Below are 7,583 nucleotides of genomic sequence, written 5' to 3'. Positions count from 1 at the left end.
AGCGGCAGGTGTGCCGCTGGTGCCCGGCGTGCTTGAGCCGGTGGCCGATGCGGCTGAAGTGAAGCGGTTGGGGAAGGAGTTTGGCTACCCGATCGCGATTAAGGCGGTTGGCGGCGGTGGCGGGCGCGGCTTGCGGGGGGTGCGCTCGCCGGAAGAGGTGGAGGAGGCGTTTGCTGCGGCCCGGCGCGAAGCCGAGGTCGCCTTCAAGAACGGCGAACTTTATGTCGAGAAGTATCTCGATGACCCGCGCCACATCGAGATACAGGTGCTGGCCGATGGCTACGGCAATGCAGTGGCGCTCGGCGAGCGTGACTGTTCGGTGCAGCGCCGCCACCAAAAACTGATCGAGGAGTGCCCTTCGCCGGCTCTGACCCCTGAGCTGCGCGCCGAGATGGGGGCAGCGGCGGTGCGTCTGGCCAAAGCGGTCGGTTATGTTAGCGCCGGGACGCTTGAATTTCTCTATCAAGATGGGCGGTACTACTTCCTTGAGATGAACACCCGCATTCAGGTCGAGCACACGGTGACCGAGATGGTCTACGGCGTCGATCTGGTAGCGGCCCAAATCAGGATCGCCCAAGGCGAGAAGCTGTGGTTGAAGCAGGAAGACCTCGTGCCGCGCGGCCACGCGATTGAATGCCGGATCAACGCCGAAAACCCGCTGCACAATTTCCGCCCGGCGTTGGGTGCGATCGGCGAGTACCGCGAGCCGGTGGGGTTGGGGGTGCGAGTGGATAGCGGAGTGCGGGCCAATTACACCGTGCCCTCGCACTACGATTCGCTGCTGGCAAAGCTGATTACGTGGGGGGCCGACCGCAACGAGGCGATTGCGCGTATGCGGCGGGCGCTGGCCGAGTATTGCATCGAAGGCGTCACCACGATCATCCCCTTCCACCGTGCCGCTCTCGAACACCCGGTCTTCGTGGCCGGTGCGGCGACCATCAACTTCATTCCGCGCCACCCAGAGCTGCTCACCCGCACTGCCGAGCTGATGCCGCCGGCGGCAACGCCTACCCCGGCAGAGCCGGCCCCCGAACCGCGCCGGTTTACGGTGGAGGTGAACGGGCGGCGGTTTGGGGTGGCGGTGTTTGGCGATGGTATGAGCCTTGTTCCGCCCCAGCCGGCGGCGGTGCGCAGTCCTACGCCGCGCCGCGTGGCGCCGAAAAAGGCGGCGCTGGCCGCGCCGGTTGATGGCGTGATCAGCCCCATCCAAGGCCGGGTGGTGGCAGTGCGGGTGGCCCACGGCCAGCAGGTTGAAGCTGGTCAAGTGTTGTTTATCGTGGAAGCGATGAAGATGGAGAACGAGATCACCGCCCCGCACAGCGGCACGATCGGCGAAGTGCGGGTCGAAGTCGGCGCGACGGTCGAAGCCGGCGCCGTGTTAGCGACCTACCAAACCACCGCGTAATAGACCTCGTAGAGCCGCACGGCCTGCGGCTCCAAATATATCAACGTGATCTGGAGTACCCCATCGCGCCGCATGGTCGTGCGGCGCGCGTGTATTAACGTCAAGCGGATTATCCCCCTAGAGCCGCACAGCTGTGCGGCTCCAATATAGATCAACGCAATCTGGATCAGCCCATCGCGCCGCGCGGCGCGATGATTTTTTTGGTATCATCACGTCAGGATCAGCGCGATCATCCCCAATACAGGAGGACCCATGTCCGAACGGCCATGGATCGAATTGTTTCCCGGCGTATTCCGGCGGCGCATTGCCTTGACCGAGCGGATGTACCAGATGGAAGTGCGGCTGGCCGAGGGTAGTCATGTGCCGTTGCACAGCCATCCCGAAGATCAGGTAGCGTATGTCGTGAGAGGACGCTTGCGCTTTCAACTTGGCGACGAGCTGATCGAAGCCGTTGCCGGCAGTTCGGTCGCCATTCCCGGTGGTACGCCGCATGCAGTCTGGACGCTGGAAGAGACAGTGGCGATCGATACCTTTAGCCCGCCACGGGCCGACTATCTGGCAGCCGATGGTGATCGGTGAGGTGATGGTTGCGCATTAATGCGCGCCAAACCACTTTGACAGCAGCGCCAATAATCCGCACACCCGTTCGCGCAGCTCGTCGCGCACGGCGACAAATGCGGCGTAGCGTTGATCATCGTCACCGGTCACCGCCGCCGGGTCAGCGATGCTCCAGTGAATCTGGCGAGCGGCGGCGGGCCAAACCGGGCACTCTTCGCGGGCAATGTCGCACACGGTGACGATGACCTGCGGTTGTTGATCGAGGATCGCCTCAATCGGTTTGGCAGCCTGCTGATCAATCGGCACGCCAGCCGCCACCATCACGGCGATGGCCAGCGGGTGGATCGGTTGCGGTTGGGTGCCGGCGCTCACTGCCCGCACCTGCCCGCCGCTCAACGCGCGCAGCCAGCCTTCGGCCATCTGCGAGCGGGCACTGTTGGCGCGGCACAAGAATGCGACCGTGATATGCGGCAACGGCGGCGGGGTTGGTTCCGGCAGGGCCAATTCGTGGCCAACTTGCGCAAGCAATGCCCCTAGTGCGGCGAGGTGCAAGCTGTAGTAGATCACCCTGCCATCAGCGTCGCTGCGGTGGGCGTTGACTAACCCGGCTTGCCGCAGCGTATTCAGGTGGTACGAAACCAGATTTTGGGCCAACCCAGTTGCCGCCGTCAACTCAGCGACTTGCCGGTCGCTGTCGCGCAGGACGGTGATGAGTTTCCAGCGGGTTTCGTCGGCCAACAGGCGCAACCCGTTCAACGCTGATGCTGGTTGTAGTTCGGTCATAGTCGTGCAGCCGGCAAGCGGAATGAATGTAGCCGGTATGGTACCAGAGACCGCTCGTATCGGCAAGGATTACTGCGTTGCAACCAATGCTCCCGCTCGCGGCTGAATATCCGCTCTGGGCGGAAATGCCCAGCTCACCGCTCACCGCTCACCTGCCGCCGCCGGTGATCCGTGATCCGGCGCAGCCGTTAGTGAGCATTGTCGTGCCATCGCTGAATCAAGGGCGCTACATTGGCGATACGCTGCGCAGCATTTTGGCGCAAGAATATCCCAATCTGGAAGTGTGGGTGATCGACGGCGGCAGCAGTGATGAGACGCCAGCGGTGTTGCGCGCGTTTGCCGGCGACACGCGGGTGCAGGTGGTGGTGGGCAAAGATGCCGGCCAAGCTGATGCGATTAACCGGGGTTGGGCGCGGGCGCGCGGATCGGTGTTGGCACGGCTCAATAGCGATGACACCTACCTGCCGGGGGCGATTGCCACGCAGGTGGCGGCGTTGCAAACCCATCCGGCGGCGGTTGCCGTCTACGCCGACGCGCTCTACGCCGATGCGCAGGGCCAGCCGTTGCGCACTATCGCGGCCCGTCCGTACCATCCGCTCGCCCTGCTGCGCTTGCTCATCCCCATCCAGCCGACGGTCTTTATCCGCCGGACAGCGGTTGGGCTAGCCGGCCCGCTCGATCTGCGCATGCGCTACGCGCTCGATATCGCGTATTGGCTGCGGTTGGCCCAACTTGGCCCGTTTCAACCCACGTCCGCCGTGGTGGCGACCTATCGGCTGCACGCCGCCTCGAAGACGGTGGCGCAGTTTGCCGGTTTTTACCGCGAATGGTTGCAAATCGCCGAACAGAGTTTTACCGTGATGCCAGAGCTGTCGCCGGCGCGGCGCGAGGTGTTGGCCGATATTTACGCGGCAATGGCCAACCTCGAAGCGCGTAACGGTTCGTTGCGCGCGGCGCTGCGTTACGCAGCATTCACGTTGACGCTGGCCGGCTGGCGGCCCCGCTTGGCCAAGACGCCGCTGGTGTTGCTGGATCGCGTGCTCGGCAGCGATCTCGCCGAGCGGGCCGGTAGTTGGTGGGGCCAGCAAACACGCGGGTAGTCATGGGTTTACCGCGAGAACGCGGAGGGCGTAAGTAGTTACGTCCTCCTCTGCGCCCCCTGCGGTAAAACCTCTTCTGCTTCCTCTGCGGTTCATGATCCGCTTACGGGCGCAAGAGCCGGCGTCCGGCGAGCACCGCGCCGGCGGCGAGCGCCCCTGCTCCCAACACTAGCGGCCCCCAGCGGCGCTGTTTGGTGTCGGCCAGCACCACACGGGCCGTGTTATAGCCGCTCGCGCCAAAGACGCCACCGCCGGGGTGGGTGCTAGCCCCGGTTAGGTAAAGACCGCGGATCGGCGCGCGGTAGCCGGCGAGTTCCGGCAGCGGGCGGAAGAAGAACATCTGATCAAAGCTCATCTCGACGTGCATCACGTTCCCGCGCAGCAGCCCGATCCGCCGCTCAAGGTCGAGCGGGCTTTGGATAAAGCGGTCGATAATCTTACCGCGCATATTGGGCGCGTAGCGGTAGAGCACTTCGAGGATCGAGTCGGCGACCGATTCGCGGATATCATCCCACTGGCGGCCATCGCTGAGCTTGTAGGGAAAGTATTGCGACCACACAAAGACCGTGTGCTTGCCGGGAGGGGCGACATCGGGATCGATGGCCGAGAAGGTCATTGCGATCACCGCCGGATTGCGGCTCGGTTCGCCGCGTAGATAGTCTTCGTAAGCCCGGCGCACATAGTTCATGCTGGGGCTAAGCAACTGCAAGCCGTGATGGCTCTCGTGCGGGCGACCATAGCTGCGGGCAGCGGTGTAGTCGGGCAATTCCTCAGCGGCGCAACGCACCGTCATCCCAAAGCCGTTGCCGATGCGGATATGGTTGAGCCGGCGCACCAGATCGGCGCTGAGGTGTTCGGGGCCGACCAATTGCAGGAAGGTGGTCAGCACATGCGCATTCGAGACCACGATCGGAGCCGAGTAGCGCTGGCCGTCGGCGGTCTCGACCCCTTGCACTCGCCCGTTTTGGACAATGATCCGGCGCACGGGCGCATCGAGCACGACCTCGCCACCCATCGCCTTGAGCGAGCGAGCCATGGCTTGCGTCAACATGCCTGATCCGCCGCGCGGGTGTTTGGCCCCGCTGTAGTGCAGCATCGCATGCCAGCCGAAAAAGTCGCCGGCGCCGATCTCGTCCGGCGGCGGGCCGCTCTGCGCGGCCAGCCACGTCATCGCCGCCCGCATCGCCTCGCTCTCAAAGGTCTCTTCAATCAACTGGGCATAGCTGGTGAAGAGGCGGCGGGTCACTTCCAGCACTTGCTGCTCGGCCTTAGGCAAGCGCGGAATGCTCGATGCCACCTTGCCGAACAGGCGCGTTACCGAGGGCGGATTGAGGAAGACATCGAACACCGCCTCGTTCAGCGGCGTCCAAAAGTCAAGGAAGCGCCGGTAGGCTTCGGCGTCTCGCGGGCTAACGGTAGCGATGCTCTGGCACGTGCGCTCGACATCGCGGTAGAAATAGATCGCGCCGCTCCCGTCGGGCAGGGGGTAGAAAGCGTACGGATCCATGTCGATGTACTCGAGGCCGTGCCGCTCGAGTTCGAGGTCGCGCACGATCGGGGTCAGATGGATCATGATGTGGGCCGACGAGCCGACATCGATCTTGTAGCCGGGGATGACCTCTTCGGTGCAGACGGCACCACCGACGATGGGTCGCCGTTCGAGCACGAGCACACGCTTCCCCGCTTTGGCGAGATAGCCGGCGCAGGTGAGGCCGTTGTGGCCTCCGCCGACGACGATCACGTCGTAATCGGTTGCTGATGGCATGTGACTACTATCCTCTGGTCTAAAACAGTGTTCACCTCACATTATAGAGTATACCTCTATATCGATGTGCAGGAGGTACATAATTATTACCAAGTTTCCATCAGGAACAATCTTTCCTGAAGCTTGAACGATTGACAGAGCAATAAACAAACTTATAAAGAGGTGATTTTAGTTTTGGTGCGGTAAAAAAAGAAAAATATAACCATAAAATTCACAAATAAGACAGTAGTTGTAAGAATATTTTCAATGCCGCTCGGCATGCGTAGGAGTGAAAGCAAGATTTCGGCTCTCGCCATCCACAAAACCGAAAGAAACATCAAAACCGAAATAATAATCTTGCCATATTGGGACACATTCCAGACATTGATTTTCAAACCAAAGAATAACACAAAGAAAGAGATAATCCATATAACGGCATCGTACTCACGATGATAGAATGAAAGTAATGTATGAAGGTTAAACAGAGCTAAAACATTCATATCTAGTAATTGTCTCTGTTCTTCAAGCAAGTTAAATGATCGGATCTGCGTCCAATAATGAACAACCAAGAGCATGGGAATGGTAATTCCGATCGTTAAAATTATTACTATAATATTATTTTTCACAAAATAACTAGCGAGATGTATGCCAGATTGTGAAATATGGGCGGCGATCATAGTCAAATATTCAATAATAATAACAAAAGGAGATGTATTTGTCAACCAAGCCAATACAAAAGCGCTCAAAATTTGCACCAAAGCCGCGATACTAATAAGCGAATATTTTCGCTTAAACCAGAGAAATAAAATTACAGGCAAAGACAATGAATATTTAGACAAAGCGATTCCAAGCGCAATTCCAGCAACAAAAACATTGCGCTCAGCAAATAAAACGGCTAGAAACATGAGAAGACTGACAATAAGAGTAGTTTGCCCTGTATGAAGTGCTGACTTAGTGGAAAACAGTGACAGAAACAATAAGATTGATAAAAGATAATGAATTATACTGGGTTTATTTGTAAATAATTTTACTATCACAATAGCGTTCAAGATCGCAAATAGAGTATTCAAAAGAAACCAAATCCAAACGGCATGGTGCCACGAAAAAAAAGCAAAGATGGTCAGTAACAATACTATTGGTGCAGTGTTGGCAGGGACGCGCATCAAATCGGGTTGCGCCACCGGTTCATGGCTAACAAGGTTGCCGTCGATATACGTTATAGGAAGCTGCAGCGAGATCCCATGAATGGCTGCGAAATAAGGGTCAGTACCTTGACGTACAAAATGGCCAGCATACCAATATGAGTGAAAATCAACGCCGAAGAAGGCTGATCTTACAAAAGTATATGCGTCTACAGAAAAAGTAATAATGGCGTATACAAAAAATAGGCTATAGAGAATGTTGTTTTTTAAGATGTTCATGATATTTTACTTGACCATTTAATCGCAGAAATTGATATTATGCAGTATTTGCCTAGCGCAGCCTTTGCTTAGCAGTAATGATTGTTTTGAGCCAAATGACACATAACGACAATAGTTTTTTATTTGATATACAATATTATTTCACATGGTAAATAACCACCTCATCTTGTGTAAAAACCGGATCACCCACCTGCGCCAGCGCCGCCAGCCGTTCGGCAGGGTAACGCTCGCGTTCGAGCGCGCCGACATAGATGTAATCAATGCCGTACTGGTCAATGAGCGAGCGGATGCGGGCCGGATCACCGCTGCGGTAGATGGCGTCAACAGCGAGGCAACGCGGGCCGAGTTCGGCCAGCGCCGCCGGATCGCCGCCGCGCCATTGCATTTCGTGGCCCACCCAACCCAACACGGTGGCATGCCCGCTGGCCGCAGCCACCCCGCCAAAGCCTTGCCAGTTGTACGAGCCGCCGCAACGCGGTGGTTCGCTGCCGGCGGCGACTGCGGCGTCGTTCTCTACTGCCGCCGCTTCGAGCACGACGCTGCCCGCTGGTACGTTGTGACGCAGCCACGCC

General features: G+C 58.4%; 6 protein-coding genes and 1 pseudogene. 3 read left to right on the top strand and 4 right to left on the bottom strand.

Translation table 11 applies throughout. The annotated features are described in order from the left end of the window. The coding region (locus tag U9R81_RS10105; RefSeq protein ID WP_322495338.1) for a biotin/lipoyl-containing protein at window positions 1-1,405 on the top strand (1,405 nt) is incomplete at its 5' end. A gap of 252 nt (window positions 1,406-1,657) precedes the next feature. Beyond that, window positions 1,658-1,984 carry a cupin domain-containing protein gene (locus U9R81_RS10100; RefSeq protein WP_322495337.1) on the top strand — a complete coding sequence of 109 codons (327 nt, stop codon included), beginning with the start codon at window positions 1,658-1,660 and terminating at the stop codon, window positions 1,982-1,984. A gap of 15 nt (window positions 1,985-1,999) precedes the next feature. On the opposite strand, the gene U9R81_RS10095 is transcribed toward U9R81_RS10100, so the two are convergent. Further along, the gene (locus tag U9R81_RS10095) at window positions 2,000-2,746 is read right to left on the bottom strand and encodes a metalloregulator ArsR/SmtB family transcription factor (protein ID WP_322495336.1); all 747 of its coding nucleotides are present in this window, start codon (window positions 2,744-2,746) and stop codon (window positions 2,000-2,002) included. Window positions 2,747-2,832: 86 nt separating this feature from the next. On the opposite strand from U9R81_RS10095, the gene U9R81_RS10090 reads away from it, so the two are divergent. Then, window positions 2,833-3,846 (top strand): glycosyltransferase family 2 protein, encoded by a 1,014-nt coding sequence (locus U9R81_RS10090; protein WP_322495339.1) that lies wholly within the window; start codon window positions 2,833-2,835, stop codon window positions 3,844-3,846. A 103-nt stretch (window positions 3,847-3,949) separates the two neighbouring features. Here U9R81_RS10090 and U9R81_RS10085 read toward each other — a convergent pair whose 3' ends face one another. The 3 genes and pseudogenes from U9R81_RS10085 to U9R81_RS10075 form a co-directional block, all read right to left on the bottom strand. Beyond that, window positions 3,950-5,611: an NAD(P)/FAD-dependent oxidoreductase gene (locus U9R81_RS10085; RefSeq protein ID WP_322495335.1), complete on the bottom strand. Its 1,662-nt coding sequence runs from the start codon at window positions 5,609-5,611 to the stop codon at window positions 3,950-3,952. A 152-nt stretch (window positions 5,612-5,763) separates the two neighbouring features. Continuing rightward, the gene (locus U9R81_RS10080; protein ID WP_322495334.1) at window positions 5,764-7,011 is read right to left on the bottom strand and encodes a glycosyltransferase family 87 protein; all 1,248 of its coding nucleotides are present in this window, start codon (window positions 7,009-7,011) and stop codon (window positions 5,764-5,766) included. A gap of 136 nt (window positions 7,012-7,147) precedes the next feature. After that, a pseudogene (locus tag U9R81_RS10075) lies at window positions 7,148-7,583 on the bottom strand (hypothetical protein); the annotation flags it as partial.

The sequence above is a fragment of the Chloroflexus sp. genome (assembly GCF_034435895.1).
Classification (GTDB): Bacteria; Chloroflexota; Chloroflexia; order Chloroflexales; family Chloroflexaceae; genus Chloroflexus.
This window is presented reverse-complemented; position numbering and strand designations above follow the sequence as displayed.

Coding starts and splice junctions, on each gene's coding strand:
- U9R81_RS10100 (WP_322495337.1), top strand. CDS start 1,658: ATGTCCGAACGGCCATGGATCGAATTGTTTCCCGGCGTATTCCGGCGG.
- U9R81_RS10095 (WP_322495336.1), bottom strand. CDS start 2,746: ATGACCGAACTACAACCAGCATCAGCGTTGAACGGGTTGCGCCTGTTG.
- U9R81_RS10090 (WP_322495339.1), top strand. CDS start 2,833: ATGCTCCCGCTCGCGGCTGAATATCCGCTCTGGGCGGAAATGCCCAGC.
- U9R81_RS10085 (WP_322495335.1), bottom strand. CDS start 5,611: ATGCCATCAGCAACCGATTACGACGTGATCGTCGTCGGCGGAGGCCAC.
- U9R81_RS10080 (WP_322495334.1), bottom strand. CDS start 7,011: ATGAACATCTTAAAAAACAACATTCTCTATAGCCTATTTTTTGTATAC.